Raw genomic sequence first — 26,461 nt, forward strand, 5'->3', positions numbered from 1 at the left:
GGTCGCCTTCTCTTTGGTGACTTTCTCTTGGCGACGCAAGAGAAAGTTACTGCGCCGCCGGGCGCACACCCCGGCCTCCGCCCTCAACCCAAGCACAGCCCCCCGCAAGAACACTTGTGGCAGTGAAATCGGCCTCTACCGNGGGGGACGCAGACTGGGGGTCGCCTTCTCTTTGGTGACTTTCTCTTGGCGACGCAAGAGAAAGTTACTGCGCCGCCGGGCGCACACCCCGGCCTCCGCCCTCAACCCAAGCACAGCCCCCCGCAAGAACACTGGCAGGAGAGCACCCAGGTACAGCCCCCGCAATCGGCAACGCAGACAGCACCCAACCCGTCACCGGTTCGCTGCAGCCCCCATCGCAAACTTCGCAGCCCGCACCACCGCCTCCGCATCCACCCCAAAGAACGCACGCAACGCCGCCCGCGTATCGCTGCGCCCGAACCCATCCGTCCCCAACGTCAGGTACTTGCGCCCCTCCGGCACAAAGGCGCGCACCGTCTCAGGCACGGCACGCACATAGTCGGTCGCAGCGATCACCGGTCCGCTCGTGGCGGCCAGTTGCGCTGCAAGCCAGGGGGTCCCCGGCTCATCTTCTCCCGCGATGGCACGCTGCTCGCACGCCACGCCGTCGCGTGCCAGCTCGCTCCAGCTGGTCACGCTGATCACCGTCACCTCCACGCCCTCGGCGGCCAGCAACTCTGCCGCCTTGACCACTTCGGTGAGGATCGCGCCCGAGCCCAGAAGGGTCACGGTTTGAGGTAAAAAAGCCCCCTGCCGCTCGTCCAGCAAGCGCGGGTAGCTCCTGAAAACATAGCAACCACGCAGCACACCTTCTGCCGCACCGGCGGGCAGATCAGGCTGCGCGTAGTTCTCGTTCATCAGCGTGACGTAGTAAAAAACGTCGCGCTGCTCGGTCACCATCTCGCGCATGCCGGCGTCGACGATGACGGCCATTTCGCCCGCGTAGGCCGGGTCGTAGGCCTTGCAGTTGGGGATGGTGGCAGCCACCAGGTGGCTGCTGCCGTCCTGGTGCTGCAGGCCCTCGCCGCCCAGCGTGGTGCGGCCCGACGTGGCGCCCAGCAAAAAGCCGCGCGCACGCTGGTCGGCGGCGGCCCAGATGGCATCGCCCACGCGCTGGAAGCCGAACATCGAGTAGTAGATGTAGAACGGCAGCATCGCCAGGCCGTGCACGCTGTAGCTGGTGGCCGCGGCCGTCCAGCTGGCGATGGCGCCGGCCTCGCTGATGCCTTCTTCCAGGATCTGGCCGTCCAGCGCCTCGCGGTAGCTCAGCACCGAGCCGATGTCCTCGGGCGCATAGCGCTGGCCCACGCTGCTGTAGATGCCGACCTGCTTGAACAAATTGGCCATGCCGAAGGTGCGCGCCTCGTCGGCAACGATGGGCACGATGCGAGGGCCCAGCGTGGCGTCCTTGAGCAAGCTGCCCAGCATGCGCACGAAGGCCATGGTGGTGCTCATCTCCTTGCCATCGGCCTGCAGCGCGAACTGTGCATAGCCCTCGATGGCCGGCACGGGCAGCACCTCGCAGGCCGTCTCGCGGCGCGGCAGGTAGCCGCCCAGGTTCTGGCGGTGGGTGCGCAGGTAGCGCATCTCGGGGCTGTCTTCCGCGGGCTTGAAGAACGCGAGGCTCGTGGCCTGCTCGTCGGTGAGCGGCAGGTTGAAGCGGTTGCGGAACTCGATGAGGTCGGTCTCGTCGAGCTTCTTCTGGCTGTGCGTGGTCATCTTGCCCTGGCCGGCCGTGCCCATGCCGTAGCCCTTCTTGGTGTGCGCCAGGATCACGGTGGGCTGGCCCTGGTGGCGCGCGGCCGCGGCATACGCGGCGTGGATCTTCACCAGGTCGTGCCCGCCGCGCTTCAAGCGGTCGATCTGCTCGTCCGTCATGCCCTGGGCCAGGGCCGCGAGTTCGGGGTTCTGGCCGAAGAAGTTGTCGCGGTTGAAGCGGCCGTCTTTGGCGGCAAAGGTCTGCATCTGGCCGTCCACCGTGCCTTCGAGCGTGCGCACCAAGGCGCCGGTCAGGTCGCGGGCAAACAGGCCGTCCCAGTCGCTGCCCCAGACCAGCTTGACCACGTTCCAGCCCGCGCCGGCGAACAGCCGCTCCAGCTCGTCGATGATGCGGCCGTTGCCACGCACCGGGCCGTCCAGGCGCTGCAGGTTGCAGTTGACCACCCAGACCAGATTGTCGAGGCCCTCGCGCGCGGCCAGGGTCAGCGCGCTCATGCTCTCGGGCTCGTCCATCTCGCCGTCGCCGAACACGCCCCAGACCTTGCGCTGGCTGCAGTCGAGCAGGTTGCGGTGCGTGAGGTAGCGCATGAAGCGCGCGTGGTAAATGCTGCTGATGGGGCCGATGCCCATCGACCCGGTGGGAAACTGCCAGAAGTCCGGCATCAGCCAGGGGTGCGGGTAGCTCGACAGGCCCTGCGCACCCGCGCCCGGCGCGGTGAGCTCCTGGCGGTAGTGCATCAGGTCCTGCTCGGACAGGCGGCCTTCGAGGAACGCCCGCGCATACACGCCCGGCGCGCTGTGCGGCTGGAAGAACACCAGGTCGCCCCGGTGCTGCCCCTCGCCCACGCCTTCGCGGGCGCGGAAGAAGTGGTTGAAGCCGCTCTCGAACAGGTCGGCCGCGCTGGCGTAGCTGGCGATGTGGCCACCCAGTTCGCCATACGCCTGGTTGGCGCGCACCACCATGGCGAGCGCGTTCCAGCGCACGATGGAGGCCACGCGCTCTTCAACAGCCAGGTCACCGGGGAAGGCAGGCTGGTCCTGCGCGGCCACGGTGTTCACATACGGGGTATTCAGGTCCGGCTGCCAACCAATGCGCTGCGTGCGCGCCAGCCGCACCAGCTCTTGCAGGATGTGGCGCGCGCGCTCCGGGCCTTCGGTGGCCACCAGGGCCAGGAAGGCGTCGCGCCACTCGGCGGTTTCCTCGGGGTCGATGTCGGGGACGGCGCCGGGCGCCAGCAGCAGGTTATGGGGTGTGAGCGCGTTCATGCAGAGCACTGTAGCCATGCCCACCCCGAATGAGTTGCCGTTTTGCAGCCGATGCAGCGCAATACCAGCAGCTTATGCCGCAAAAACAATAAACTGCAGCATATGAAACTCGATACCCTGGACCTGGGCATTCTGGCCGAGCTGCAGGCCGATGGCTCCCTGTCCAACGTGGAGCTGGCGCGGCGTGTGCACCTGTCGCCCTCGCCGTGCCTTGCGCGGGTGAAGGCGCTGGAGGCCGCAGGCGTCATCAGCCGCTATGTGGCGCTGGCCAACGCGGCGGCGCTGGGGCTGGGGCTCAACGTATTCATCAGCATCAGCCTCAAGGCGCAGAGCAAGGAGGCGCTGGCCGATTTCGAGCGCCGCATCGCGGAGCACGACGAGGTGATGGAGTGCTACCTGATGAGCGGCGACAGCGACTACCTGATCCGCGTCGCCGTGGCCGACATTTCGGCGCTGGAGCGCTTCATCGTGGAGCAGCTCGCCCCGATGCCCGGCGTGGAAAAGATCCGCTCGAGCTTTGCGCTCAAGCAGGTGCGCTACAAGACGGCGCTGCCGCTGCCCCGGGCATAGCGTTCGGGCTCCAGCGCCCTGCTCTTCCTCCATCGTCCAGCTTCCATCACTCCGCACGCGCCGTGCTGGGCGGGTGACCGATGATCCGCTTGTAGGCGCGGCTGAAGGAGGCTTCGGACTCGTAGCCCAGCCGATGGGCCGCCACGGCCACGCGCATGCCGTCGCGTGCGATCCAGCGGCGGGCCTGCGACATCTTCACCTTGGCCACGTAGCGCGCCGGGCTCTCCCCCATGGTGCGCGTGAACGATTCGGAAAAGCTCGAGCGCGAGGCACCCATCAGGTCGGCCAGCAGCGGCACGTTCCAGTCGCGCTCGGGCTCGGCGTGGATGGCGGCGATCACCTTGCCGATGCGCGGGCAGCGCACGGCGGCGATCCAGCCCGTGGGGCTGTTGCAGCTGCATTCCACCCAGGCGCGGATGATGCTGGCCGCCAGGGCGTCGGCCAGGCGCGCCAGGATGGCGCAGGCGCCCATGCGGTCCTGCGCCACCTCGCGCTCCATGGCGTCGAGCAGCACGGGCACGGTGGCGTCGCGCCGCGCCAGGTCGCCGGCCATCATCACGGCAGGCATCATGGCCATCAGCGGGTGCAGCGGGTCGAGGTTGAAGCGCAGCGCGCCGCTGAACAGCACGTCGGGCGCCAGCGGCGGGGGCGGCGCAACCGGGGCCCCCAGGGGCGCGCGGCCCGCCTCGCGGCCATCCACCAGGTAGATGTTTTCAGACACGGCCTTGCGCGCCAGCGAGTCGATGTCCACCGGCGGCACGTCGGGCGAGCTGGCCAGCACGTGGAAGCTTCCGTGCGGCAGCAGTACTGCATCGCCCATGTTCAGGCGCTGCCATTCGCTGCCCGGCGTGCGCAGCCAGGCGCCGCCGTGGCCCACGAAGTGAAACCGCGCCGAGCGCTGCGCCGGAAAAGCGATGGCCCAGGGCGGGTGCAGCACGCAGCGGCCATACTCCACGCCGTCCAGGCGCAGGCCGAGCAGGATCTGGGTCAGCAGGTCCGGCGGCTCCACCCACGGCGGCTGCGGCACCTGGTCAAACGATCTGGATGAAAAGTCAAGCATTTCGGCTTTTACGGCATGGAAACGCCGACATCTTATCCCTAGCATGGACGTCCGTTCCAACCCAAGGCTTTGCCCGTGTCCTCCTCTTCTTCCTGCTCCACCTGCCTGGATGCGCCCATGGGCGCCGTGGCCGATGCCGACTCCGTACCTGCATCGGCGTTCGAACCCGTCCCCCACGCCACCCCCGAGCCCGCCGAGGCCCGCTGGGCGGCCGTGGCGTCCATGGCGCTGGGCGTGTTCGGCCTGGTCACGGCCGAATTCTTGCCCGCCAGCCTGCTGACCGCCATGGCCAGCGACCTGCGCGTGAGCGATGGGGCCGCGGGCCAGGCGGTCACCGTCACCGCGCTGGTGGCCGCCGTGGCCGCCCCGTCGCTGCCGCTGCTCACGCGCCGCATCGACCGCCGGCTGGTGATGATCGCCTTCACGCTGCTTCTGGTGCTGTCCAACGTGATGTCGGCCCTGGCCGGCAGCATGGCCACGCTGCTGGCGGCGCGGGTGCTGCTGGGCGTGGCGCTGGGCGGGTTCTGGTCTATGTCGGCAGCGTTGGCCATGCGGCTGGTGCCGGCCTCGCTGTTTGCGCGGGCCATGTCGTTCATCTTGACCGGGGTGTCGGTGGCCACCGTGTGTGCGGCCCCCATCGGCGCGTGGATGGGCGATATGTGGGGCTGGCGCAGCGCCTTCGTCGCGGCGGGCGGCATCAGCCTCGTCACGCTGGCCGTGCAACTGGTGGCCCTGCCCGCCCTGCCCCCGCGCGACAACCCCAACCTCAAGGTACTGGGCGAGCTGCTGCGCCGCCCGCCGGTGCGCGTGGCGCTGCTGGCGGTGCTGCTGGTGATCTCGGGGCACTTTGCCGGCTTTACCTACATTCGCCCACTGATGGAGCAGGTCACCCACCTGTCGGTGGCCACCATCACGGCCGTGCTGCTGGGCTATGGCGTGGGCGGTTTCTTCGGCAACTTCGTGGGGGGATGGATCGCCGGGCGCAGCGAGCGCCAGGCCATCGTGGCCGGTGGTGCCGTCATTGCCGTGCTGGCCGCCGTGCTGCTGGTGGCCGGGCAGTCGGCGGCCATCACGGCGGTGGCGGTCACGCTGTGGGGCTTTGCATTCGGCGCGTTTCCGGTGGGCTTTCAGACCTGGATCGTGCGGGCCGCGCCCGACCAGGCGGAGGGCGCGGGCGGGCTGCTGGTGGCGGCGTTTCAGATCGCGATTGCCAACGGCGCCATCTTTGGCGGGCTGATGGTGGACCACGTGGGCGCCCTGGGCGGGCCGGCGTTTGCCCTGGCAGCGCTGACGCTGGGCACCTTGCTGACCCTGCGCCACGGCCCACGGCCGGCGCAGGCCTGACCCGCCGCAGGGGTTGGAGCCCCCAAGCCCATCCCCACCGCACAGCCTGCCGCCACGGCCCCACGCAGTGCGGGACTACGGCACGGGCTTGCGGGCCACCGCTCCGGTGGCGACGCGCTGGCGCACTTCGCGGATCAGCGCTTTGGCCCGCGCCGCGTTGGCGGGCCCCATGCGCACCAGGATCTTCTGGCCGCTCGACAGGGCCTGCAGCGCCGGGTCAGCAAACTCGTAGCGCACCCAGGGCCGCAGGTCGGGCACGTCGGTGTTCACCGGCAGGAGCTTCACGCGCAGCGGCCCCTTGGGCTCGGGCGCGAGCAGCAGGTGGTCCAGCACGGCCACCAGGCGGTCGTTGAAGTAGCGCCGGGGGTAGCCCACCTCTTCATACGCCTGCTGGAACAGCGGGTAAAGCCGTGCATACAGCGCCACCGCGGCGTCCAGCGGCACGGCCTCGGCAAAGGCCAGCACCGCGCTGTAGCGCGCTGCGTTGGCGGGGGCGATGGTCTGCGCGCCCTCGACACCCTCCACCGTGAAGCGCTCGGGCGTGGGCTGCACCGGCCACATGCGCGACGGCGCCTGGGCGCGGCCCAGGTTGTCCACCGTGGCGACCACGCGGCGCACGAAGCCTTCGGTCCACAGAAACCTGGTCACCTTGTCGCTGCCCAGCAGTTCGCCGAGCAAGGCCGTCACGCGGGTGTCCGATTCCGCCAGCGGCGGCAAGGCGGCATCGGCGGGCGCGAGGCCATCGACCAGGTTCTGCGGACCCGAGGCTTCGGGCAGGGGGGGTGCAGCTGCCGGGGCTGCAGGCGCACTAGCCACCGGGGGCGGTGATGGCGCGGGCTGGGGCTCTGCGGGGCGCAGCCAGAACCACCACGCAGCGCCCGCGATGGCCGCGCAGCCCAGGGCTGCGAGGGCGACTTTGGGCAGGGGCGATGCACCCTCGGGTGCGGGGCGAAACTCGGCGGTGTCGTGATCGGGCATCGGGTCTCCTGTGGCGGTGCATGGGGCACGCCATGGGTACGACGGCGTGGGCCGCCATGCGTTCCCGTGCGGGGTGCAATGCACCATTGGAAACCGCGCCTGCGCCCGGTGCGTAACGCCATGTACCCGCTGGGCGATGCCGGTGCCTTCCCAGACCTCGCCACGCGACCGCTGCGCGAGCGGCGCGGCACGGCACGGGCAGCCCTGCGGTGCGCAGGAGGATGTGGGTGTGCTGGCCTATGCCCCCGCCCGCCGGGTCAGAAAGCCGCCGGCGGGCCAGCCAGCGAGTCCAGCCAGGTCACGGTGGCGGACAGCTCCGCCGGGCGGATCTCGTGCGCGCCTGGAAACTCCCGGTACGTGACCGCCACGGGCAGCGGGCCCATGTGCTGCGCGATGGCCTGTGCGTGGGCCAGGGGGATCACGTTGTCGTGCGTGCCGTGGCTCAGCCACAGCTGCTTGCCCCGCAGCGCATCGGGCGGCGCGGCCAGGGGCAGCACCTGCGCCAGCAGGCGGCTGTGCCACACCATGGCCGCCTGCATGAGCGCGGGCTGGGTCAGCAGCAGCGACAGCGCCATGATGCCGCCCTGGCTGAAGCCGCCCACCACCACCCGCTCGGGCGGAATGCCCAGTTGCTCTGCGGCGGACGCGATGGCCTGGGCCACCAGCGCGCGGCTTTGCGCTTCTTGCTCCTCGTTGATGGTGCGCTCGCCGTTGGGCTCGATGGAAAAGTCGAACCACGCGTGCGAGCCCGGCCCCATGCGAAACGGAGCCCGCAGGCTCAGCACATGAAAACGCTCGGGAATGTGCGGCGCCAGGCCGAACAGGTCCTGCTCGTTGCTGCCCACGCCGTGCATGAGCACCAGCAGCCAGGGCCGGGGCGAGGTGGCAGCGGCCGGGCGCTGCAAAAAGGTGAGCGGTAGATCAAGCATGGATGAGCGGCAGGGCCGGATTTGAAGATAGATAGGTGGGCGAACTGGGGCGTCTCAATGCACGGGCTGCAAGGCAAACGCATCCATCGACAGCATGCTGTACATCACCTCGCGGCTCAGGTAGTGGGCCTGCAAATCGTCGCCCGCGGCGCCCAGCGCAAAGAAGATCGGCAAAAAATGGTCTTCGGTCGGGTGTGCACGGCGTGAGTGCGGCGCCTCGCTGCGGTAGTTGAGCAGCGCCTTCATGTCGCCGCGCGCCAGGGCCGCTTCGATCCAGCGGCTGAACTCCAGCACGTAGGGCGCGGGCTCGCGCTCGCCGCCAAAGAACTCGGCCAGGTTGTGCGTCATGCTGCCCGAGCCGATGACCAGCACGTTCTGGTCGCGCAGGCTGCGCAGTGCCGCGCCCAGCGCGTACACCTCGGCCGGCCCAGCGCCCACGGGCAGGGCCACCTGCACCACCGGCACATCGGCCTGCGGGAACAGATGCATCAGCGGCACCCAGGCACCATGGTCGAACGGGCGGGCCGCATCACCCTGGGCTGCCACGCCGGCAGCCTGCAGCAAGCCCAGCACCTCCTGCGCCAGCGCGGGCGAGCCCGGGGCCGGGTATTGCAGCTGGTACAGCGCGGGCGGAAACCCGCCAAAGTCATGCCAAGTGTCCGGCTGCGGGCCCGTCATGACCTGCGGCGAGCGTGCCATCCAGTGGGGCGACATGATCACCACGCCGCGCAGCCCGGGGTACTGCGCCTTCAGGCTGTCACCCCACTGCGTGAGCGCAGGGCCGGTGGTGCCCGCGTCCAGCGCAAACAGCGGCGCGCCGTGCGAGACGAACAGTGCAGGAACAACAGGGGAAGCAGGGGCGGTGGCAGACATGGCGATGTCCTTTGGATTCATTGCGTGGGGGGGATGCATTGAATGTAGGACCGACAGCCCGCGATACCAAGCCCTGTGCATCAGACAGATCGTTCCACGGGTGGTGCTAATGAGGCGGTAAAACTGCCAATGCGCCGGGCAACAAAAAATCGCCACCCCGACAACGGCAACCTGCTCAGGGTCCGTTGACAGCTCTCAGGACCCATCCTTCACTCGGCCGCGCAGCGCCTTGGTTTCGCTGCGCTGGCTTTTGCCCGCCAGCCGCCGCTGCTGCGAGCCATAGGTCGGCCGCGTGGCACGCCGCACGCGGGGCGGCACGGCGACCGTGTTGACGAGCGCGTTCAGGCGCTGCAGTGCGTCGGCACGGTTCTGGTCCTGGCTGCGGTACTGCTGCGCCTTGATCACCACCACGCCGTCCTGCGTGATGCGGCTGTCGCGCAGGGACAAAAGGCGCTCCTTGACCCCTTCGCACAAAGACGACGCCCATACGTCAAAGCGCAGGTGCACCGCGCTCGATACCTTGTTGACGTTCTGCCCACCCGCGCCCTGGGCGCGCATGGCGGTGATCTCCACCTCGTCTTCGGGCACCTCCAGCGGTGGGGGCGTCAATGCGGTGGCCATGGGCGTACTGGGCTAGCGTGCAACAGAAACAAGACGGGTAGCGCCAGCAGGCTCAGGCCGCTGCCTGCTGGGACTGCAACTGCGCCAGCCCGTCGATGGCCAGGCCATAACCCAGCACGCCAAAGCCGCACATCACGGCTTTGGCGGCCGCGGCCATGTACGAATGGTGCCGGAACGGCTCGCGGGCGTGCACATTGCTGATGTGCAGCTCGATCAGCGTGATGCCCGTGCCCTTGGTGGCATCGTGCAGCGCCACGCTCGTATGGGTGTAGGCCCCGGCATTGATCACCACGCCGGCCAGCTCGCCCGCCGCGTGCAGGCGGCCTGCTTCGTGGATCCAGTCGATCAGCGCGCCTTCGTGGTTGCTTTGGTGAAACCGCAGCGCAAAACCGTGGCGCGTGCAGGCGTCGGCACACAGCTTTTCGACATCGGCCAGGGTGTGCGCGCCGTACACGGCAGGTTCACGCGTGCCCAGCAGGTTCAGGTTGGGGCCATTGAGGACGAAAACGGTTTTCACAAACATGCACTCCGAGGGGTTGCACCCGCCATGCAGCGGGCAAGGGTGCCAAATTATGCTGTGCCGCCACCTGCGCGCCCCAAAGAAAAAGCGGCCCGAAGGCCGCTGTAAAAGGCAGCCTGTGCAAAGACGCTGCCTGTGAGCGACTAGCGCCCAAGAGGTTGGTTACAAGTTGCGGCAACCGGGCCGGTCAGGCCTGGCTACCTGGGCTGGGACGATCAACGATCCCAGCGGCCGTAGCCGCGGTCATGGCGGTGATGATGGTGGCGATGGCCTCGGTAGCCACGGTCACCGTAGTACACCACGGCAGGTGGAGGGGCGTAGTACGCTGGCGGGGGAGCGTAGTACACGGGCCGTGGAGGCGCGTAGTACACAGGCGGGGGGGCCACATACACCGGGGCGGGTGCGTAGTAACCGCCATTGCTGGCCCCTACCACCACGCCCGGAACGCCGATGCCCACGGACCAGTTGACGTCGCGGGCCTGGGCGGCGCCCGCGCCACCCAGCAGGGCCAGCGCTACACCAGCGGAAGCTGCCAAGGCATAGATAGAACGGGATTTCGTCATGGATATCTCCTTTTGAATGAGGACAGCCAGCCAAATGGACTCGCCTCACCGGTACATAACGCACCAGGTAGGCAAAAGGATGGCATAAATTTGTCTTTACGTTGTGTCTGGAAGTACATTCGACCGTTTCCATGCGTAAACGTTCACGAAACCGGGCCCTAAAATGACCCGATGAGCACCCAAAACCCCGTCAATCCAGCCGCCAGCACACCGGCTGCTGCCACTGCACCAGCCCCAGAAGCCGCCAAGCCCAGCAACTTCCTGCGCCAGATCATCGAAAGCGACCTGGAAAAAGGCACCTACGCCACCCGCCGCTGGGGAGGCACCCCGGGCGACGCCGCCCACCATGCGGCCGGCCAACCCGACCCCGCCAAGATCCGCACCCGCTTCCCGCCCGAGCCCAACGGCTACCTGCACATCGGCCACGCCAAGAGCATCTGCATCAACTTCGGCCTGGCGCGTGACTACGGCGGCGTATGCCACCTGCGCTTTGACGACACCAACCCCGAAAAAGAAGACACCGAATACGTCGACAGCATCATCGATGCCGTGAAATGGCTCGGTTTTGACTGGAACGGCCACCCCAGCGCACCGCCCTACCAAGCCAGCGACTACTTCGATTTCATGTACCGCGCGGCCGAATACCTGATCGAGGCCGGCCACGCCTACGTGGACGAGCAAACCGTCGAGCAGATGCGCGTCAACCGCGGCGACTTCGGCAAGCCCGGCGTGAACAGCCCCTTCCGCAGCCGCACCCCGGCCGAGAACCTGGCCAAGTTCCGCGAGATGAAGGCCGGCCTGCACGAAGACGGCTCCATGGTGCTGCGCGCCAAGATCGACATGGCCAGCCCCAACATCAACATGCGCGACCCGGCCATCTACCGCATCCGCCGCGCCACACACCACAACACGGGCGACACCTGGTGCATCTACCCGATGTACACCTATGCGCACCCCATCGAAGACGCGCTCGAGCAGATCACCCACAGCCTGTGCACGCTCGAATTCGAAGACCAGCGCCCCTTCTACGACTGGCTGCTGGAGCGCTTGACGGAAGGCGGACTGCTGAACAACCCGCCCCCCCGTCAGTACGAGTTTGCCCGCCTGAACCTCACCTACGTGATCACCAGCAAACGCAAGCTGGCCCAGCTGGTGTACGACCACAAGGTCAGCGGCTGGGACGACCCGCGCATGCCAACCATCGTCGGCCTGCGCCGCCGCGGCTACACGCCCGAATCGCTGCAGGTGTTTGCCGAGCGCATCGGCGTGACCAAGAGCGACAGCTGGATCGACTACAGCACCCTGGAAGGCTGCCTGCGCGAAGACCTGGAGCTCAAGGCCTTCCGCGGCATGGCCGTGCTCAACCCCGTCAAGCTGGTACTGACCAACTGGGACGACGTCATGGGCGCCGGCCACCTGGAGCCCTGCACCCTGCCCTCCCTGCCCCACCCCCCTGAAGGCGTGGAAAGCCCCGAGCGCCACTTCACCATCGGCAAGGAAGTCTGGATCGAACGCGAAGACTTTGAAGAAGTGCCGCCCAAGGGCTACAAGCGCCTGTTCCCGGGCAACAAGGTGCGCCTGAAGGGCGGCTACGTCATCGAATGCACCGGCTGCAACAAGGACGCCAACGGCACCATCACCGAAGTGCTGGCCACCGTGGTGCCCGACACCAAGAGCGGCACCCCCGGCGCCGACAGCGTCAAAGTGAAAGCCGCCATCACCTGGGTCGGCGTGGCCGACGGCGTGAATGCAGAAGTGCGCATGTACGACCGCCTGTTCCTGGACGCCCAGCCTGACGCGGGCGGCAAGGACTTCATCGAGAGCCTGAACCCGAACAGCCTGACGGTGGTGACGGCCATCGTGGAGCCGTCACTGGCCAAGGCCCAGCCGGACGACAAGTTCCAGTTCGAGCGGCACGGGTACTTTGTGGCGGACCGGGTGGATCACCGGGCGGGGAAGCCGGTGTTTAACTTGGCGGTGGGGTTGAAGGACTCCTGGGGGAAGTAAATTTTCTCGATCATGAAGAGATCACCGGAGGGGTGAAACGTGTTGGCGGCTCCGATACCCATGGCCCTAAGCGCGCGCAAGTGCTCCAGCAATCAGCGTCAAGAAAAACGTAGTGCGCCAATACATTTCAACTCCACTCGGTAATCTCTCACTCCTCGCAAAAAGCAGCGGCGTGGGCGGTGGGGCGTGGGATCAGGCCCCCCGCATATTCAGGAAATCCGTCGAGCCAGCGCTTCCAGACGGCATGTCTGTTCTTGGCTGCCACATCGTGTTGCTGCAGTGCACGCCGGGCGAAGCCTCAGAAGGCGTCACGTTCGAATGCAGTTGGGCCGACGATGTGCCGCTTTGTACAGGGCCGGAAACTGGTGAATGGCTTGAAGCCCAGGGCTGGGAGGGGCTCGGCTACAAGATCATCGTTGGGACTGAAGACTACGACTGTTTTGCAAAACGGCTGGGGCCCGAGATCGCTATCTCTGCATCGCAGCACTCAGTGCTCTATTCCGAAAGAGGAATCCGGATTCAGGTCGGCCCACTAGCAGGCGGCATCGAGTTATCTCTGCACTTCGTGGTTTCGTGGAACCGTCCCCCTGACCCAGCTGACTGTTCGTGCTGGTATGCGGTAGGTATATCCCATCCCACAGTTCTCAGCCACGCCCATTCCGAGGTAGGGTGAGTTGTCTGCTGCAACGCAAAGCTGAAGGCGGCAACAGCGCACTGGAATCCGGCAGGCGCGATAGCTGATTGCGTCTGAAGTCGAGAGAAATTCGGCGGCTGTAGAACGAACACACGGCGCTGAATCGATCGTCTCGGTCAAACCATTTTGCGCGTCCCTTCAGCTAATGTCGTCCGACCTGCAATCCCCCGCGCGTTATCACGGAAGAACCCACTGCCAGGCCAGCGATGTAGTGATCACCTCCCTTTTTGAGATACAACCGCGCAATGCTGAACCCGCCCGAACAACCGCCTACCGTCAAACCCACCTTCGCCCACATGCCGCCCGGCCCAGTGGCAGGCCCCTTGCAGTTATTGCCTGTCAACGAATCGGTGGTGGCAGTCCACACGGCCGATGGCGCACACCTGGGTTCACTCAAAAAGATCGGCGCGGTCTGGAAATTCAAAGCCATGGGCTACGGCGCTGACGGCGGCATGGAGCCGGGCCACGGCGCGCTGACCGATCAGCACAACATGCAGTTCGCCACGCCCGATGCGGCCGAAGTGAGCGCCCGGTTGCTGGGCGCGCTGGGAAGCACCCTGTAAGAGCGGCCAAGAAGCCCAGCGACGTCTGCCTTGAACGGCAGAGCCCCTCAGTTCGACGCTTCAGCCAGCACGAACTCCACCGCAGCACACACCGCCGCCACCTGCGCATCGACGCACTGCTCCGGCGTGGCACGCGCACTGTCCGGGTACACCTCCGTCGTCGTGGTGTAGCGCGCCCCGCTGATGCCCGCGCACAGGCCCCACTGCTTCATCGGGTAGTGGATCACGCCATGCGCCACCATCGGTGAGCCGATGATTTCGCCTTGGTCATCCGCAGGCGCAATGTGCGTCACCCGGCTGACCGCATCGATGATCGCCTGCTGAAACGCGGGCTGCGGGTTGTCGGTGTCGTCCACCAGATAAAACCCGTCCGGGATGCTGCCCGGCTCGAACACCTTGCCGTCGCGCGCGGCCACGGCGGGGCGGTATTCGGATTCGTCGGTGTCTGTGGTTTCGTGCAGGTCGATGTGCGCGGCCCACTGGCCGCGCAGCGGGGCCACCAGGCGGATCAGCGCGGCAGCCTCTTGCGCGGGTGAGCCTTCGCGAAAGGACCGGTTGGGGTCGATGGCGTCGAAGTTCCAGCGCTGGAAGCGCTCGTACGCCCAGGGACTGACGCAGGGCACCACCAGCAGGTTGACCCGGCCCGCAAAGCGCTCGGCCTGCGTGTCCACAAAGCGCAGCGCGCCGTGCACGCCACTGGTTTCGTAGCCGTGCACGCCGCCGGTGACCAGCACGCTGGGCGACCCTTCGTTCCACTGGCGGCTGCGCAGGGCCCGCAGGGGAAAGCGCTCTGCCGCGTGGTGGGCGTCGGCATAAACGACATCGCCATACATCTCCACATCGAATCGGCCGCGCAGTGCCTCGATGGCGGCAAGCACGTCATCGGCGTAGCTGCGCTGGCGCACCTGGCGAGCGCGCCATTGGTCGCGCTCTGCGGCGCCCCAGGGCTGGCCGGGCGTGCCGATGGGGTAGGAATGGGTGTCTGGCATGGCGGTGGTGTGGCGTGTGTGAAAAGCGAAATGGGGGTGCGTGGCGTGGGGTGGCTCCACAGCCGGCGCGGGGCACAGTGCAGAGCGTTCATAGAATACCCCGATGCCCCTTCCCCTGCCTTGGCCGATTCGGCTCGTCACACCCTTCGTTGTCTTGCTGGCCTGCATGTCAGCCCACGCCCAGAACGCACCCGTTGCGCCGCCTGCGCCCACAGCGCCTGCCAGCACAGCACGCCCTGCAGGCGGGCTGCCGCCCTTGGCGCCCGGCCCGGCAGCACCGGCAGCACCGGCAGCACCGACAGCTCCGTCAGCGCCTGGCGGTGAGGCCACCGGCAGTGCAGACCCTTCCACAGCAGGTGCGGCCGTGCCGGTGCCCGCCACAGCGCTGTCGCGCGACGCACGGCGCATCTACGAGCTGTCGCGCGACAAGCTGGTGCAGATCCGCACGCTGCTGCGCAATGCCGACACGCAGGCGTCCATCGGCTCGGGGTTCTTCGTGTCCGCCGACGGCCTGATCGTCACCAACTTCCATGTGGCCAGCCAGCTTGCGCTGGAGCCCGAGCGGTATCGCGGCGTGTACGTGACGATGGAGGGGCAGGAAGGCGACGTGGAGTTGCTGGCGTTCGATGTGCAGCACGACCTGGCCGTGTTGCGCACCAAGGCCCGCACCGCCGCGGCGCCGGTGCTGAGCTTTCGGCCCGCCACCGAGGCCCTGGCGCAGGGCGAGCGCATCTATTCGCTGGGCAACCCGCTGGACATCGGGTTTGCCGTGACCGAGGGCACCTACAACGGGCTGGTGCGGCGCAGCTTCTACCCACGCATTTTCTTTGGCGGCACGCTCAACCCCGGCATGAGCGGCGGCCCGGCGGTGGACGATGCGGGGCGGGTGCTGGGTATCAACGTGGCCAAGCGGCTCGATGGGGAGCAGGTCAGCTTTCTGATTCCTGCCGAGTTCGCGCAGGCGCTGGTGCAGCGCGCAGCGGCTGCCGAGCCCATCACCCAGCCCGCGTACGGCGAGATGACCCGGCAGCTGACGGGCCATCAGCAGTTGCTGACGGACCGGTTCCTAAAAGCACCGTTTCGCGAGCAGCGCCATGGCAACTACCGCGTGCCGGTGCCGGACGACGCACTGGCCCGGTGCTGGGGCTCGGGGCGCGATCCTGCCTTTCCCGGCCTGAACCTGGAGCGCACGCAGTGCCGGGCCGACAGCGATGTGGTGGCGGGTGACTTCAACACCGGCGCGGTGCGCCTGGCCTACGAGACCTACAACGCCCCCACCCTGGGTGCCGCCCGGTTCGGGCGCATGTACTCGCAAAGCTTTGCCAACGAGCAGTTTCTGCGGCGCGGCAACCGCCACCAGACGGCGGTCGATTGCTCCGAACGTTATGTGGACCCTGGCAGCCTGCCGATGCGCGTGGTGATCTGCATGTCGGCCTACCGCAAGCTGCCCGGCCTGTACACCATGACGGTGCTGGCCGCGAGCACCAACCAGCCCACCCAGGGCGTGCTGGGCCGCCTGGACGTGCAAGGCATCGCTTTCGACAACGGCATGAAGCTGGCAAGCCACTACCTCAAGGCGTTCCGCTGGGAGGCCGCACCATGATGCCGACCCTCGGACTGATCGAAGCCTTCGACCGCCACGGCGCCCTGTTGGCGCGCGCTCCCATCACGCGCTGGCCGGTCACCGTGGGCCGGGGCCTCGACTGCGACCTCGTGCTGGACGACCCCCACGTGGCACCCACGCACCTGCGCATCGACCGCGCGGTGGATGCGCCCATGGGCGTGCAGGTGCAGGTACTGCACACCCGCAACGGCGCACGCCTGGGCCGCAAGCGCCACGGCGAAGGCGACCGCTTCGACTGGCCGGAAGGCACGCAGATCGACCTGGGCCGCACCCACGTCGCGCTGCGCCTGGCAGACACCCCCATCGCCCCAGAGCAGGCGCTGCCGACGTTTCCGTGGCGCACGGCGGGCACCACAGCCGCCCTGGTGACGCTGATGGTGGCCACGGCAGCCGGCAATTCGTGGCTGGAGGCCCGGGACACGTTGCAGTACTTGAAGGCACTGCCGAGCGTGCTGCTGATGATGCTGCTCGTGCTGGGCGCCTGGTCGGGCATGTGGGCAGCGGTCAACAAGGTGTTTGCGGGCCAGCTGCAGTTCTGGCGCCATGTGCGCATTGCCTGCGCCGCAGCCCTGGCGGTGGATGCGGTGCATGTGGTGGCGCATCTGACGGCATTCGCTTTTTCACTGGAAGTGTTCTCGCAGTTCGCCAACGTGCTGGCCATGGTGGTGCTGGCAGGGGCGCTGTACGCCCACCTGGCCACCGTGCTTCCACGCCGACGGGTCGGCCTGGCTTTGATGGTGGTGGCCGCCGTGGTGGTGGGTGTGCCGTCGTGGCTGGGTGCACAGTGGCTGAACAACATGCGGTTGTCTTCCGCGCTGTACATGAGCAGCCTGTTCCCGCCCAGCCTGCGCGTGGCCCCTGCCGTGCCGGTGGACCAGTTCCTGCAAGAGACCGAATCGCTGCGCGGCAAGCTTGACCGCCGCCTGCGTGACGACGGCCAGGGGAACGACGACGAGTGAACAACCGGCCCGGCGCCACAGCCCCAGCCTGTGGCGCCGGGCCAACCAGCTACCGCAGTCCTGCCCACCAGCGCCCACGCACCGACCCACCCATGCGCCGCCGCAAACTCCATCACCACGTCTACGTCGTCGAGCTCTCGAAGGACGTGCTGCTGGAGCCGCGCTTTCGCAAGAACAACCCGGGCTACATCGACGGCAAGCCCTGCGTGTACGTGGGCATGACGGGCCTGGACCCGGACGTGCGGTTCGACAAGCACAAGGCGGGCATCCAGGCCAACCGGTTCGTCACGCAATACGGCCTGCGCCTGTTGCCCGACCTGTACGAAGGCTTCAACCCCATGAGCTACGAAGACGCGGTGGACCGGGAGATCGAGATCGGCATCGACCTGCGCTCGGCCGGGTTTGGGGTGTGGCAGGCATAGAAAAAAACCCAAAATAGGTATGATGAAACCCAATATGGGTACATCCACTGATCTCACCGGCAACTTATCCATCGCCGATGCGCTTTTCCCCCAGGTACGGCAGCGTGTGCTGGCTGTGCTGTTTGGTACGCCTGACCGCAGCTTCTATGCCAACGAAGTGATAGCACTGGCGCAATCGGGAACGGGCGCAGTGCAGCGGGAGCTGGCAGCCCTGTCGGCGGCAGGACTGCTGACGGTGAGCCGCCAGGGGAACCAGAAGCACTACCAAGCCAACACCAGCGCCCCGGTGTTTGTCGAGCTGAGAGGCCTCGTGCTCAAGACCATGGGGTTGGCCGACGTGCTGCGCTCGGCGCTGGCACCGCTCGCAGCACACATCGATGGCGCATTCGTCTATGGGTCGGTGGCGCGTCAGCAGGACACGGCACACAGCGATGTGGATGTGATGATCGTCAGTGACACCCTGGGCTATGGCGAGGTATTTGATGCTCTGGAAGGCGCCACCGTGTCGCTGGGCCGCAAGGTCAACCCTACGCTGTACAGCCCGGCTGACTGGTTCAAGCGCCTTGACAATGACAATGCGTTTGTCCACCGCGTCTGGGAGCAACCCAAGATCTGGCTGATCGGCAGCGAGGCCCAACTCCATGCACCCAGCACTTGAAAACCTCTCTGGCCCCGGCAAACAGCTCAAGGCCGAGCCACCGGATGAGGCAGAGATTGCCGGCCTGCTGCGCACTGGCAGAGCACGCCTGCATGATGCGCACAACGCAGCCCTTGCCCTGGAAAGCAGGTTTGATCTGGCCTACAACGCCGCACACGCCCTGTGCCTGGCGGCTTTACGGCGTCGGGGCTACCGCGCGGGCAATCGCTACATTGTCTTTCAGGTACTGCCGCACACCTTGGGGTTGGGGCCGCCGGTCTGGCGTGTGCTGGACAAGTGCCACAACGTGCGCAACCAGGGTGAGTACGAAGGCATGCTTGATGTAGATGAACGGCTCGTGAAGGATCTGGTCAACGCGACCGAAGCTGTATCCACGGCCATTGCAGCATCGAGCGGCCGCTAGCGTCGCGGACAATGCAGGCGCGCGATTTCCAGCACATGCGCTCTTTTTTTGATAGCACCTGCCGCTTTTCTGTCGGGCGGTAGCAACCATTTTTATTCTTGACCCATCCTTTTCCATGAACTTCGCAGACCGCCTCAAGCAACTCCCCGCCACCACCCACCTCACAGCCCTGCAGCTGCTGGATGCAGGCGACCAGGTCGTGGCCACCATTGAGAACAAGCCCGGCCAGACGGGCTCCTTGGTCGTCTACGCCGCGCTGGCGGCCCTGTACGGCGGCAGCATCACGCCGGCCGCCGCTGCGCTGGGGCTGGAGTGGTATGCCGAGCACACGGCAGACGCCAAGGCCTTCCCTGGCAAGCACCCCAACATCGACCGCCTGCTGGCCTGGGCCGAGGGCAGCGAGAGCTTTCGCGTGCGCACCGTGGCCGCCTGAGGCCAGGGCTGGACAGCGCCAGGCGTTCAGAAAAAAATGCCGGCGCCGGCCGCCTGTTGTCGAAAACGGCCTGCCCCGTTCGTCGTAGGAATGTGAACAGCTGCGACCCCCGCTGCTGCCCACCTTCTTCATCCACCCTGAGTAGTTGACACCCCAAGGAGACAACCCATGACGACCAGCGATCCCAGCGACAACAGCAGCCACAGCGCTGCAGCCAGCGGCACAGTCACCCTGCACCGCGTGCTGCGCGCCCCGCCAGAGAGGGTGTACCGCGCCTTTCTGGACGCAGACGCCATGTGCAAATGGCTGCCTCCCCACGGGTTCACGGGCCGGGTGCTGAGCCTGGATGCCCGCGTGGGCGGCACCTACCGCATGCAGTTCACCAACTTCGGCAACGGCCAGACGCATGCGTTCGGCGGCGAGTACCTGGAGCTGGTGCCCGGCGAGCGCATCGTGCACACCGACCGCTTCGACGACCCCAACCTGCCCGGCGAGATGCGCACCAGCATCGTGCTCAAGAAGGTGCTGGTGGGCACCGAGGTGTCCATCGTGCAGGCCGGCATCCCTGCAGTGATCCCGACCGAGATGTGCTACCTGGGGTGGCAGGAATCGCTGCAGTTGCTGGCGCAGTTGATCGAGCCCGAGATTCCTGCGGAGTGATCTGCAGCAGCCGCACGCCGGTTCTGCGGCAGCCGCGCCCGCCACAGGGCGCGGGTTCGCACCGTCAGGCGGGCGCCACCATCGTCATCATCAGTATCACTTGAGCCACTTGTCGGCGGCCTGCTTGAGCACGCCCCGGCTGTCCACCTGGCCCCAAACGAAGTTCATCACCCGGGTGTAGTCCGCATCGTCCTTGGGCAGCATGAAGCCCAGGTAGCTCTTGGGCGTGAGCGGCGCGTCGATGAAGGCGGCGTGAAGGCGCGGGTCGGCCTTGCTGTAGACCACGGCCTCGTAGGTCTCGGTGATCATCACGTCGCCCTTGCCCTCGGCGATGAGCGCAGGGATCTCGGCGTTCTTGTCGTGCGTGCTGACCTGCGCGGTCTTGAGGTTCTGCAGCACAAAGGTCTCGTTGGTGCCGCCGGGGTTCTTGATCACGCGCACCGTGGGCTTGTTCAAGTCGTCCACGGTGTTGTACTTGGCCTTCTCGGCCGAGCGCACCAGCGCCACTTTGCCGAAGGGCGCGTAGCCAGGCAGCATTTCGATCAGGCGGATGCGCGCCACATTGCGCGTGATGCCGCCCACCGCGATGTCGAACTGGTCGGCCTGCAGGTCCTTCATCAGGTTGGGCCACGAGGTCTGCACGTATTCGATCTTCACGCCCAGCTCCTTGGCCATGGCCTCGATCACGTCGATGTCGTGGCCCGAGAGGCCCGCGTCCGTCTTGATGGCAAACGGCCGGTAGTCGCCCGGCGTGCCCACGCGGATGACCTTGGTCTCCATGATCTTGTCCAGCCGGGGGCCGGCCTGCGCGGCCTGGCTGAAGAGGGACAGGCCCGCCACCAGGACGGTGGCAGCCACGGCGAGTGTTTTCTTGGTGATCATGATTTTTGAAACGCTCCAGAAGGGGGATGGACCAGCGTCCCTTGGGGGCCGCGCGGCAAACGCTGCACCGGCAGGACGCACAAAAGAATACGCCAGCCACTAGCATCAACCATGCCGAGCAGGCGCCCAATGATGGCACCGGGCACGCACTGCCACCGTGCTGGGTTACCCTGCAAGCCCGATCCGCCGTTTCACCGGTAGGTCATCCATGGATCGACCGTCGACCATGGGCCTGCGAATCAATGGACCTGCCCTTCGCAGATCCCCTCATCACACAAGGAACACCATGAAAAAACTCAACGTCACCATCCAGCTCGAAATGACCGTGCCCGACGACTGGCAGCTGGTCGAGACCTCCGAAGGGACGCCCGTGATCCAGATGGCCGAAGGAAAATTCCTGGACATCGCCATCGAGCCACTGTTCGCATCGGACCCGGAAGACATGTGGAGCAGCAGCGAGACCGACGACGAGCTCAACGACGTGCTCGACATGGTGGAGAGCGAGGAAGTGGCGTACGAGTTTGTGACGCACTGAGCGGTAGCACGCGCCCCGGCAGGCCCTGGGCTCATGCGAAAGTGTTTCTCATACCAGTCACATTCCGTCTTTTGCAAAGAATGAGACACACTTTCTGCAAGGCCCACCGCACAGGTATGGAGTGCTCCGGCGCTGAATGGGCCTGACAGGGCGCAGTGGCGACGGCGGCGACGGCGGTAATTGCCGCCGCAGTCACAACTGCGAGCGCAGCAGCCCGGTCATCTTCTCGTGCAGCTTTTCGCGCAGCGGCCGCTCCAGCCAGTCTGCGTGCGTCACGCGACGCGACCGCTTGATGTCGTCTTCGAACACCAGCGTCTGGCGCTGCGCGAACTTCGCGTCGTAGACGTTCAGATTGGCCTCGTCGTTCAGGCGAAACGATCGGTTGTCGAAGTTGGTGGAGCCCACCGACACCAGCAGCTGGTCCACGATCATTACCTTGCAGTGGTACATGGTGGGGCGATACTCGTAAATCTCGGCGCCGGCCTGCAGCAGGTCGCCCCAGGTGGCGCGTGATGCAGCCTTTACCGTTTCAGTATCAGTGTGCTCGCCGGGCGTGACCAGGCGCACGCGCACACCGCGTTTCAAGGCGTCCATCAGCAGGTTTTGCGTGAGCTCGTCGGGCACGAAGTACGCCACCGACAGGTCGATGCTGCGCTCCGCAGCCGTGATGGCCAGGTGGTACATGAGCTGCATGCTCTCGCTGCCGCTCGATGGCGAGCTGGAGAACATCTGCGCCTTTTGCGTGCCCACCGGCGCGATGGGCGGAAAGTACGCATCGCCATGCAGTACCTTGCCCGTGACCTTGAGCCAGTTGTCGAGGAACGTGGCCTGCATCTGCGCCACGGCCGGGCCGCGCACCAGGTAGTGCGAGTCGCGCCAGTGGTCGGGGTTTTGCGCATTGCCGGTCCATTCGGGCGCAATGCCCACGCCACCGGTAAAGCCCACCTGCCCGTCCACCACCAGCAGCTTGCGGTGGGTGCGGTTGTTCAGGCGCGCCAGGTTGTACCAATGGGGCTCGTGGAATTTTTTGATCTGCACGCCGGCCTGCTCCATCTCGGCCAGGTAGCTGTCTTCCATCTTGGCGCTGCCCACCCAGTCGAGCAGTACGTGAACTTTCACGCCCGCCTGGGCACGCTCGCTCAGCGCGTCGGCAAACTGCTTGCCGATGTCGCCCGACCAGTAGATGTAGGTTTCGAACGTGACGCTCTTTTGCGCGGCCTTGATGGCTGCCAGCATGGGCGGAAAGATCTGATCGCCGTTGAGCAGCTCGGTCACCTCGTTGCCTCCGACGATGCCGGGGCCCAGCAGGCTGCCCAGGGCGCGCTCGAACTGCGGGCTGGCGGTGTTGTACAAGCGGGGCAGCTCGTGCTGCACCTTCTTTTCACCAGCGGTGAAGTTCAGGGCCAACAGCACCAACACTCCGGTGACCAGTGCGGTCAGGAAGATGGTGAGGGGGGTGGAGAGGCGGCGGGGGCCAGCGTGGAGCATGCGGGCGATTGTGGCGGCGGTCCATGTCCGCAACATGTAGGCCGAAGTCGCAGCGCCGCGGCGGCACAATGGCCGGTTGTCGCACTGCGTCCATGCAGCCGGTCACCCACCCCCTCAACGCATTCACTGCCATCGTGTCCCAGCTACCCCCCACCCTCGCTGCCCCACCACTCCCCACGCTGACCCGGCGCGCCCTGATCGGCGCAGGCGGCCTGCTGGCCCTGCCCGCCACCGGCTGGCTGCATGCCAAGCCCCTGCCGCCCGCGCCTGTCGTCTGGCCCCACGCCCTGCCAGTGCCTGGGGGCGTGGCCCGGCTGTCGCTGGGCCCGGCGGCCACGCGGCCGGTGGCGCATGTGCGCCAGGGCGATGTGGACGTGCCGGTGCTGGTGGTGGGCGATGCCATCGAGTGGACAGCCGTGGTGGGCATACCGCTGGCTGCGGAGCCGGGCGACGCTTTCATCACTGTGCAGCCCGCGAGCGGCAAGCAACGCGAGGGCAGCGCACGGCAAGTACCGTACCGCATCGCGCCCAAGCAGTACAAGGAGCAGCAGCTCAAGGTCGCGCCTGGCAAGGTGGACCTGTCGCCCGAAGACCAGGCCCGCTACGAGCGCGAGCGCGAGCACCAGGCAGTGGTCGTGGCCGCATTCACCGAACAGCCTGCGGGCCAGGCGCTGCCATCGCTGCGCATGCGCGTGCCGGTGCCGGGGCGGCGGTCCAGCTCGTTCGGGCTGCGGCGCGTGTTCAACGGGCAGTCGCGCAATCCGCACAGCGGCATGGACATCGCGGCAGGCACGGGCACGCCCATCGTGGCGCCGCTGCCAGGCCGGGTGATCGACGTGGGCGACTACTTCTTCAGCGGCGGCAGCGTGTGGCTCGACCACGGCCAGGGCCTGCTGACGGTGTACGCCCACCTGAGCAGCATGGACGTGCACGTGGGCGATATCGTGAAAACCGGCGAGGCGTTCTGCAAGGTAGGCGCCACAGGCCGCGTGACCGGGCCGCACCTGCACTGGGGCGTGATGCTCAACCGCGCGATGGTGGACCCGGCGCTGTTCGTGCCGGCGTAGATCGCAGAGCCGGCGAACGGTCCAACGGTTTATCGACCTGTCTCCACACCACATTGCTCACACTATGAATTTGATAGCTATCAGCGCTTACCCGATGCGCGGTAGACGCCTTTTTATTCAAGACCCCACCACCGCATGACCTCGCGCCTCATCCGCTTCAACAAACCCTACGGCGTGCTGAGCCAGTTCACCCCCGAAGGCAAGTGGCAGGGCCTCAAGGACTACATCGACCTGCCCGGCGTGTACGTGGCAGGGCGGCTGGATGCGGACAGCGAAGGACTGCTGCTGCTCACCAACGACGGCCCACTGCAGGCCCGTATTGCCGACCCGCGCTTCAAGATGGAGAAGACCTACTGGGTGCAGGTGGAGGGCATCCCAGATGCTGCCGCGCTCGCCGCGCTGTGCAGCGGCGTGGTGCTGAACGACGGCCCCACCCTGCCAGCTCGCGCGCGCCTGCTGGACCCGCCCCCCGCCGTGTGGCCGCGCAACCCGCCCATCCGCGAGCGCAAGGCCATTCCCACCGCGTGGATCGAACTCGTCATCCGCGAAGGCCGCAACCGCCAGGTGCGGCGCATGACGGCCGCCGTGGGTCACCCCACGCTGCGGCTCATCCGCGCGGCCATCGGGCCGTACTCGTTGCAAGGGCTGGAGCCCGGGACCTGGGCTGACTGAGGCACCGGGTCAGGGTCCGGTCACTGTGGATCTCGCTCGGCAGCTCATTGGCCTCGGTTTTGCAGCTATCCACGTGCCGGCTCGGCGCAGGCACAAAAGGCTGCGAATCCCATCGGCAAGGCATTCCATTGCTGCCAGCACGCTGTCACCAGCGCACCCTAAAGTCCCGGGTTCACACAGACACGAAGGAACGCATGACAACGCAGTTCTACGGCGCGTCCAGCCTGGACGGATTCATTGCCACGCCCGACCACGACCTGTCCTGGCTGCTGCAGTTCGGCGACATCGAGGGCAGCAGCTACCCCGCCTTCATCCGCGATGTGGGTGCGCTGGCCATGGGATCGCACACCTACGAATGGATGCTGAAACACGCCATCGACGCGGGCCAGCCGTGGCCTTACCAACAGCCTGCATGGGTGTTCACCTCGCGCACGCTGCGCAGCGTGGCCGGTGTCGATGTGCGCTTTGTACACGGCGATATGCGGCCCGTGCACCAGGCCATGGTGCAGGCCGCGGCGGGGCGCAATGTGTGGGTCGTGGGCGGTGGTGAACTGGTGGGGCAGTTCCACGATGCGGGCCTCCTGGACGAGCTGATCGTGCAGGTCGCACCGGTCACGCTGGGCGCGGGCGCGCCGCTGCTGCCGCGGCGGATCACAAAGCCTGGGGCGCTGCGCCTGCAGTCGGTGGCCACGCTGGGCGGCATCTTTGCGGAGCTGCGATATGCGGTGCAGCGGCCCTGATGCACTTGCTGCCCTCCGCTATGCTTTCTATAGCTTTCAGCGCTTGAGCAACAAGCGGTAGCGGCGTTTTTAGCTCAAACAACGCTCAGTCCAGCGCCACCGTTTTGCTCACCGGGTGCGACAGCACCAGCGACGTGGACACGCTGCCGTGCACGGCCAGCGCATCCACCACGCGCTCAAGGTCGGCGGGCTGGCCGAAGGCGCAGCGCACCACGAAGCAGTCTTCGCCCGTTATGCGCACGGCGTCCAGCACCTCGGGCATGGACTGGAACAGTTGCACGTAGCGCTGGATGTGCTCGTGCGTAGTACGTACCCGCACCACCGCCTGCAGGCCCAGACCCACCGCGGCCAGGTCGATGCGGGCCGCATAGCCTGCGATCACGCCCGCGTCTTCGAGCTTCTTCACCCGCTCGCTCATCGCGGGCTGCGACAGGCCGATCTGCTTGCCCAGCGCCGACAGGCTTTGCCGGGCGTCGCGCTGCAGCGCCATGAGGATCTGCCGGTCTTTCTTGTCCAGTTCCACGTGCAAGGTCCTTTGCCAGCGAGCCGATGATTTCAAGGTTGAGGGGTGCGCTTTTCGATGATGTCCCCTGGCCGGGAACGTGCGCTGTGCCTATCGTAGGCGGTCTTTCAACACCTCGATCAACACCACGCCATGCGCCCTGTCCTGCTCATCCCCGGTATCCACAACTCCGGTCCGCTCCATTGGCAATCATTGTGGCAAGCGCAGCATGCTGGCGTCTCGCGTGTACAGCAGGCCGACTGGGACCACCCCGTGTGCAGCGTCTGGGTGCAGGCGCTTGACGCTGCCGTGGCCCACGCGAGCGAGCCGCCGATTCTGGTAGCGCACAGCCTGGGTTGCCTGGCGGCGGTGCAGTGGGCCGCCCTGAGCACAAGGCCCGTGCACGCGATGCTGCTGGTGGCTGTGCCCGACCCGCTGGGGCCGAACTTTCCGGCCGATGCACAAGGCTTCGCGCCGCTGCCGGGCGCCCTGCCGCCAATGCGCCAACTCACGCTCATCAGCAGCACCGACGACCCCTATTCCACACCCGGCTTTTCAGCGCAGCGTGCGGCCGACTGGAAGGCCGAGCATGTGGTGCTGGGCGCTGCAGGCCATATCAATGCCAACAGCGGCCTGGGCGCGTGGCCGCAAGGGTGGGAGCATGTGGAGCGCTGGCGCGGGCAGGTGGGCTGAGAACGC

General features: G+C 66.8%; 29 protein-coding genes. 17 read left to right on the forward strand and 12 right to left on the reverse strand.

The window, feature by feature from the left end; all coding sequences use genetic code 11:
- Positions 1–333 precede the first annotated feature (333 nt).
- Entirely contained in the window at positions 334–3,006 is a 2,673-nt protein-coding gene (gene mdeB / locus ASF16_RS17235; protein WP_056169982.1) for an alpha-ketoglutarate dehydrogenase, read from the reverse strand.
- A 102-nt stretch (positions 3,007–3,108) separates the two neighbouring features.
- On the opposite strand from mdeB, the gene ASF16_RS17240 reads away from it, so the two are divergent.
- On the forward strand, positions 3,109–3,576 hold the full coding sequence (locus ASF16_RS17240) for an Lrp/AsnC family transcriptional regulator (protein WP_056169985.1): 468 nt from the start codon (positions 3,109–3,111) through the stop codon (positions 3,574–3,576).
- A 46-nt stretch (positions 3,577–3,622) separates the two neighbouring features.
- Here ASF16_RS17240 and ASF16_RS17245 read toward each other — a convergent pair whose 3' ends face one another.
- The gene (locus ASF16_RS17245) at positions 3,623–4,636 is read right to left on the reverse strand and encodes an AraC family transcriptional regulator (RefSeq protein ID WP_056169988.1); all 1,014 of its coding nucleotides are present in this window, start codon (positions 4,634–4,636) and stop codon (positions 3,623–3,625) included.
- Positions 4,637–4,753: 117 nt separating this feature from the next.
- Here ASF16_RS17245 and ASF16_RS17250 point away from each other — a divergent pair, with 117 nt between their 5' ends.
- The gene (locus tag ASF16_RS17250) at positions 4,754–5,980 is read left to right on the forward strand and encodes an MFS transporter (protein WP_056169991.1); all 1,227 of its coding nucleotides are present in this window, start codon (positions 4,754–4,756) and stop codon (positions 5,978–5,980) included.
- 75 nt (positions 5,981–6,055) lie between these two features.
- Here the strand turns inward: ASF16_RS17250 and ASF16_RS17255 are convergent, their stop codons facing one another.
- The 6 genes from ASF16_RS17255 to ASF16_RS25570 all read right to left on the reverse strand — a co-directional run bounded on the left by ASF16_RS17255 (position 6,056) and on the right by ASF16_RS25570 (position 10,464).
- Complete coding sequence (locus tag ASF16_RS17255) at positions 6,056–6,958, reverse strand: DUF3014 domain-containing protein (RefSeq protein ID WP_056169994.1); 903 nt, start codon at positions 6,956–6,958, stop codon at positions 6,056–6,058.
- Between the two features lie 257 nt (positions 6,959–7,215).
- Entirely contained in the window at positions 7,216–7,887 is a 672-nt protein-coding gene (locus tag ASF16_RS17260) for an alpha/beta hydrolase (RefSeq protein WP_056169997.1), read from the reverse strand.
- A gap of 54 nt (positions 7,888–7,941) precedes the next feature.
- Positions 7,942–8,760 carry a class III extradiol ring-cleavage dioxygenase gene (locus tag ASF16_RS17265; protein ID WP_200926922.1) on the reverse strand — a complete coding sequence of 273 codons (819 nt, stop codon included), beginning with the start codon at positions 8,758–8,760 and terminating at the stop codon, positions 7,942–7,944.
- A 195-nt stretch (positions 8,761–8,955) separates the two neighbouring features.
- Positions 8,956–9,381, reverse strand: coding sequence for an alternative ribosome rescue aminoacyl-tRNA hydrolase ArfB (gene arfB / locus ASF16_RS17270; protein WP_056170004.1), 426 nt, complete (start codon positions 9,379–9,381; stop codon positions 8,956–8,958).
- Between the two features lie 52 nt (positions 9,382–9,433).
- On the reverse strand, positions 9,434–9,904 hold the full coding sequence (gene aroQ, locus ASF16_RS17275) for a type II 3-dehydroquinate dehydratase (protein ID WP_056170006.1): 471 nt from the start codon (positions 9,902–9,904) through the stop codon (positions 9,434–9,436).
- 212 nt (positions 9,905–10,116) lie between these two features.
- Positions 10,117–10,464, reverse strand: coding sequence for a hypothetical protein (locus tag ASF16_RS25570; RefSeq protein WP_082517001.1), 348 nt, complete (start codon positions 10,462–10,464; stop codon positions 10,117–10,119).
- Positions 10,465–10,635: 171 nt separating this feature from the next.
- Between ASF16_RS25570 and ASF16_RS17280 the strand changes: the two genes are divergently transcribed.
- From ASF16_RS17280 to ASF16_RS17285, 3 genes are all read left to right on the forward strand, one after another.
- A complete protein-coding gene (locus ASF16_RS17280; RefSeq protein WP_056170009.1) occupies positions 10,636–12,471 on the forward strand; it encodes a glutamine--tRNA ligase/YqeY domain fusion protein in 1,836 nt (611 codons plus the stop codon).
- Between the two features lie 112 nt (positions 12,472–12,583).
- Positions 12,584–13,144 (forward strand): hypothetical protein, encoded by a 561-nt coding sequence (locus tag ASF16_RS26250; RefSeq protein ID WP_156372121.1) that lies wholly within the window; start codon positions 12,584–12,586, stop codon positions 13,142–13,144.
- A 266-nt stretch (positions 13,145–13,410) separates the two neighbouring features.
- Complete coding sequence (locus ASF16_RS17285; RefSeq protein ID WP_082517002.1) at positions 13,411–13,728, forward strand: hypothetical protein; 318 nt, start codon at positions 13,411–13,413, stop codon at positions 13,726–13,728.
- A 47-nt stretch (positions 13,729–13,775) separates the two neighbouring features.
- Here ASF16_RS17285 and ASF16_RS17290 read toward each other — a convergent pair whose 3' ends face one another.
- Entirely contained in the window at positions 13,776–14,717 is a 942-nt protein-coding gene (locus ASF16_RS17290) for a M14 family metallocarboxypeptidase (protein ID WP_056170011.1), read from the reverse strand.
- Between the two features lie 166 nt (positions 14,718–14,883).
- On the opposite strand from ASF16_RS17290, the gene ASF16_RS17295 reads away from it, so the two are divergent.
- The 7 genes from ASF16_RS17295 to ASF16_RS17325 all read left to right on the forward strand — a co-directional run bounded on the left by ASF16_RS17295 (position 14,884) and on the right by ASF16_RS17325 (position 19,876).
- Positions 14,884–16,320 (forward strand): serine protease, encoded by a 1,437-nt coding sequence (locus ASF16_RS17295; RefSeq protein ID WP_304439421.1) that lies wholly within the window; start codon positions 14,884–14,886, stop codon positions 16,318–16,320.
- Positions 16,317–17,300, forward strand: a complete 984-nt coding sequence (locus tag ASF16_RS17300) for an FHA domain-containing protein (RefSeq protein ID WP_056170017.1) — start codon at positions 16,317–16,319, stop codon at positions 17,298–17,300. Before ASF16_RS17295 ends, ASF16_RS17300 begins: the two co-directional genes overlap by 4 nt.
- Before the next feature lie 92 nt (positions 17,301–17,392).
- Positions 17,393–17,722: a hypothetical protein gene (locus ASF16_RS17305; RefSeq protein WP_056170019.1), complete on the forward strand. Its 330-nt coding sequence runs from the start codon at positions 17,393–17,395 to the stop codon at positions 17,720–17,722.
- A 34-nt stretch (positions 17,723–17,756) separates the two neighbouring features.
- Positions 17,757–18,380, forward strand: coding sequence for a nucleotidyltransferase domain-containing protein (locus ASF16_RS17310; protein ID WP_082517003.1), 624 nt, complete (start codon positions 17,757–17,759; stop codon positions 18,378–18,380).
- Positions 18,364–18,783, forward strand: a complete 420-nt coding sequence (locus tag ASF16_RS17315) for a hypothetical protein (protein WP_056170026.1) — start codon at positions 18,364–18,366, stop codon at positions 18,781–18,783. Before ASF16_RS17310 ends, ASF16_RS17315 begins: the two co-directional genes overlap by 17 nt.
- Positions 18,784–18,898: 115 nt before the next feature.
- Complete coding sequence (locus ASF16_RS17320) at positions 18,899–19,216, forward strand: DUF2322 family protein (protein WP_056170029.1); 318 nt, start codon at positions 18,899–18,901, stop codon at positions 19,214–19,216.
- A gap of 168 nt (positions 19,217–19,384) precedes the next feature.
- Positions 19,385–19,876: an SRPBCC family protein gene (locus tag ASF16_RS17325; RefSeq protein ID WP_056170032.1), complete on the forward strand. Its 492-nt coding sequence runs from the start codon at positions 19,385–19,387 to the stop codon at positions 19,874–19,876.
- Positions 19,877–19,972: 96 nt separating this feature from the next.
- Here the strand turns inward: ASF16_RS17325 and ASF16_RS17330 are convergent, their stop codons facing one another.
- Positions 19,973–20,758: a transporter substrate-binding domain-containing protein gene (locus ASF16_RS17330; RefSeq protein WP_056170035.1), complete on the reverse strand. Its 786-nt coding sequence runs from the start codon at positions 20,756–20,758 to the stop codon at positions 19,973–19,975.
- A 286-nt stretch (positions 20,759–21,044) separates the two neighbouring features.
- Between ASF16_RS17330 and ASF16_RS17335 the strand changes: the two genes are divergently transcribed.
- On the forward strand, positions 21,045–21,293 hold the full coding sequence (locus tag ASF16_RS17335; protein WP_056170038.1) for a hypothetical protein: 249 nt from the start codon (positions 21,045–21,047) through the stop codon (positions 21,291–21,293).
- Between the two features lie 192 nt (positions 21,294–21,485).
- Here the strand turns inward: ASF16_RS17335 and ASF16_RS17340 are convergent, their stop codons facing one another.
- A complete protein-coding gene (locus tag ASF16_RS17340; protein ID WP_056170042.1) occupies positions 21,486–22,781 on the reverse strand; it encodes a phosphatidylserine/phosphatidylglycerophosphate/cardiolipin synthase family protein in 1,296 nt (431 codons plus the stop codon).
- Positions 22,782–22,915: 134 nt separating this feature from the next.
- Here ASF16_RS17340 and ASF16_RS17345 point away from each other — a divergent pair, with 134 nt between their 5' ends.
- The 3 genes from ASF16_RS17345 to ASF16_RS17355 all read left to right on the forward strand — a co-directional run bounded on the left by ASF16_RS17345 (position 22,916) and on the right by ASF16_RS17355 (position 25,260).
- Positions 22,916–23,848, forward strand: a complete 933-nt coding sequence (locus ASF16_RS17345) for a M23 family metallopeptidase (protein ID WP_235507419.1) — start codon at positions 22,916–22,918, stop codon at positions 23,846–23,848.
- Positions 23,849–23,983: 135 nt separating this feature from the next.
- Positions 23,984–24,520, forward strand: a complete 537-nt coding sequence (locus ASF16_RS17350; RefSeq protein WP_056170044.1) for a pseudouridine synthase — start codon at positions 23,984–23,986, stop codon at positions 24,518–24,520.
- A 194-nt stretch (positions 24,521–24,714) separates the two neighbouring features.
- Positions 24,715–25,260, forward strand: a complete 546-nt coding sequence (locus tag ASF16_RS17355; RefSeq protein WP_056170046.1) for a dihydrofolate reductase family protein — start codon at positions 24,715–24,717, stop codon at positions 25,258–25,260.
- 85 nt (positions 25,261–25,345) lie between these two features.
- Here ASF16_RS17355 and ASF16_RS17360 read toward each other — a convergent pair whose 3' ends face one another.
- Positions 25,346–25,783, reverse strand: coding sequence for an Lrp/AsnC family transcriptional regulator (locus ASF16_RS17360; RefSeq protein WP_056170692.1), 438 nt, complete (start codon positions 25,781–25,783; stop codon positions 25,346–25,348).
- A 132-nt stretch (positions 25,784–25,915) separates the two neighbouring features.
- Here ASF16_RS17360 and ASF16_RS17365 point away from each other — a divergent pair, with 132 nt between their 5' ends.
- Positions 25,916–26,455 carry an alpha/beta hydrolase gene (locus tag ASF16_RS17365; protein ID WP_056170048.1) on the forward strand — a complete coding sequence of 180 codons (540 nt, stop codon included), beginning with the start codon at positions 25,916–25,918 and terminating at the stop codon, positions 26,453–26,455.
- The last annotated feature ends 6 nt before the right edge of the window (positions 26,456–26,461 follow it).

Origin of the sequence: Acidovorax sp. Leaf78 (genome assembly GCF_001422735.1) — a bacterium.
GTDB lineage: Bacteria > Pseudomonadota > Gammaproteobacteria > Burkholderiales > Burkholderiaceae_C > Acidovorax.

Excerpts from the sequence above, each read along its gene's own strand:
- aroQ (WP_056170006.1), bottom strand. The coding sequence starts at position 9,904 with ATGTTTGTGAAAACCGTTTTCGTCCTCAATGGCCCCAACCTGAACCTG.
- ASF16_RS17365 (WP_056170048.1), top strand. The coding sequence starts at position 25,916 with ATGCGCCCTGTCCTGCTCATCCCCGGTATCCACAACTCCGGTCCGCTC.
- ASF16_RS17240 (WP_056169985.1), top strand. The coding sequence starts at position 3,109 with ATGAAACTCGATACCCTGGACCTGGGCATTCTGGCCGAGCTGCAGGCC.
- arfB (WP_056170004.1), bottom strand. The coding sequence starts at position 9,381 with ATGGCCACCGCATTGACGCCCCCACCGCTGGAGGTGCCCGAAGACGAG.
- ASF16_RS17305 (WP_056170019.1), top strand. The coding sequence starts at position 17,393 with ATGCGCCGCCGCAAACTCCATCACCACGTCTACGTCGTCGAGCTCTCG.
- ASF16_RS17255 (WP_056169994.1), bottom strand. The coding sequence starts at position 6,958 with ATGCCCGATCACGACACCGCCGAGTTTCGCCCCGCACCCGAGGGTGCA.
- ASF16_RS17250 (WP_056169991.1), top strand. The coding sequence starts at position 4,754 with ATGGGCGCCGTGGCCGATGCCGACTCCGTACCTGCATCGGCGTTCGAA.
- ASF16_RS17340 (WP_056170042.1), bottom strand. The coding sequence starts at position 22,781 with ATGCTCCACGCTGGCCCCCGCCGCCTCTCCACCCCCCTCACCATCTTC.
- ASF16_RS17290 (WP_056170011.1), bottom strand. The coding sequence starts at position 14,717 with ATGCCAGACACCCATTCCTACCCCATCGGCACGCCCGGCCAGCCCTGG.
- ASF16_RS17260 (WP_056169997.1), bottom strand. The coding sequence starts at position 7,887 with ATGCTTGATCTACCGCTCACCTTTTTGCAGCGCCCGGCCGCTGCCACC.
- ASF16_RS17285 (WP_082517002.1), top strand. The coding sequence starts at position 13,411 with ATGCTGAACCCGCCCGAACAACCGCCTACCGTCAAACCCACCTTCGCC.
- ASF16_RS17355 (WP_056170046.1), top strand. The coding sequence starts at position 24,715 with ATGACAACGCAGTTCTACGGCGCGTCCAGCCTGGACGGATTCATTGCC.
- ASF16_RS17350 (WP_056170044.1), top strand. The coding sequence starts at position 23,984 with ATGACCTCGCGCCTCATCCGCTTCAACAAACCCTACGGCGTGCTGAGC.
- ASF16_RS17320 (WP_056170029.1), top strand. The coding sequence starts at position 18,899 with ATGAACTTCGCAGACCGCCTCAAGCAACTCCCCGCCACCACCCACCTC.
- ASF16_RS17280 (WP_056170009.1), top strand. The coding sequence starts at position 10,636 with ATGAGCACCCAAAACCCCGTCAATCCAGCCGCCAGCACACCGGCTGCT.
- mdeB (WP_056169982.1), bottom strand. The coding sequence starts at position 3,006 with ATGAACGCGCTCACACCCCATAACCTGCTGCTGGCGCCCGGCGCCGTC.
- ASF16_RS17310 (WP_082517003.1), top strand. The coding sequence starts at position 17,757 with ATGGGTACATCCACTGATCTCACCGGCAACTTATCCATCGCCGATGCG.
- ASF16_RS17315 (WP_056170026.1), top strand. The coding sequence starts at position 18,364 with ATGCACCCAGCACTTGAAAACCTCTCTGGCCCCGGCAAACAGCTCAAG.
- ASF16_RS17325 (WP_056170032.1), top strand. The coding sequence starts at position 19,385 with ATGACGACCAGCGATCCCAGCGACAACAGCAGCCACAGCGCTGCAGCC.
- ASF16_RS17330 (WP_056170035.1), bottom strand. The coding sequence starts at position 20,758 with ATGATCACCAAGAAAACACTCGCCGTGGCTGCCACCGTCCTGGTGGCG.
- ASF16_RS17245 (WP_056169988.1), bottom strand. The coding sequence starts at position 4,636 with ATGCTTGACTTTTCATCCAGATCGTTTGACCAGGTGCCGCAGCCGCCG.
- ASF16_RS17335 (WP_056170038.1), top strand. The coding sequence starts at position 21,045 with ATGAAAAAACTCAACGTCACCATCCAGCTCGAAATGACCGTGCCCGAC.
- ASF16_RS25570 (WP_082517001.1), bottom strand. The coding sequence starts at position 10,464 with ATGACGAAATCCCGTTCTATCTATGCCTTGGCAGCTTCCGCTGGTGTA.
- ASF16_RS17300 (WP_056170017.1), top strand. The coding sequence starts at position 16,317 with ATGATGCCGACCCTCGGACTGATCGAAGCCTTCGACCGCCACGGCGCC.
- ASF16_RS17265 (WP_200926922.1), bottom strand. The coding sequence starts at position 8,760 with ATGTCTGCCACCGCCCCTGCTTCCCCTGTTGTTCCTGCACTGTTCGTC.
- ASF16_RS17295 (WP_304439421.1), top strand. The coding sequence starts at position 14,884 with ATGTCAGCCCACGCCCAGAACGCACCCGTTGCGCCGCCTGCGCCCACA.